Genomic DNA, 677 nt, shown 5'->3' on the forward strand with positions numbered 1-677 from the left:
TTTGAATAGGCTGAATTGGATCAATTGGGTTAATTGGATTTAGTTCATTACCACCAATAAACCAAGATAATGGCTTGTCTCCATTTAGAACATTTAAGTCAACTTTTCCTACACCATCAAGCCAACCGCCTGTTTCTCCGTCTGCATATTGCCATAGATCACACGCATAGGCAGGTTTATTACTTCCATAACGAGGAATCCATAAAAAGTCTGCTTTCACCTTATTTAAACCATATTGATTGTACATATGATGTGATACATAAAATCCGATTTTCCAACCTGCCGCTTTACATGTATCAATAAAAGCTTGAGAAGCAGCTGCTAGATTGTCGGCGCCACAACTTTTTAATGTATCATCCTCACAATCTAGCACTAAGAATTTAGCATTTGAATTTGTTCTTTTCATAAAATCGTTCGCTTCCACAATTGCATCATTAACAGAAACATAGCATCCATACGCATAGGCAGCATGTGGAATGCCACGTTTCTCTAATTGCGCTACATGTTGTTTATATAATCCATCTACTGTATCTGATCCATATTGAACACGGCAAATCGCTAAACTAACTTGAGGAGCTAATACATCCCAATTAATACTGTCATTCCATTTTGAAATATCGATAATATGTTTTTTCATTATTGAACATCTCCCTTTTTATCTTCTTGTTTTTGTTTAC

The 677-nt window shown here is 35.6% G+C and carries 1 protein-coding gene; it reads right to left on the reverse strand.

All coding sequences use genetic code 11. The features are described 5' to 3' along the window. On the reverse strand, positions 1-637 hold a 637-nt coding region (locus MR071_RS25055), incomplete at its 3' end, for a GH25 family lysozyme (RefSeq protein ID WP_305037878.1). Positions 638-677 lie beyond the last annotated feature (40 nt).

Source organism: Bacillus cereus group sp. BfR-BA-01316 (assembly GCF_022664195.1).
In the GTDB taxonomy this organism is placed as follows: Bacteria; Bacillota; Bacilli; order Bacillales; family Bacillaceae_G; genus Bacillus_A.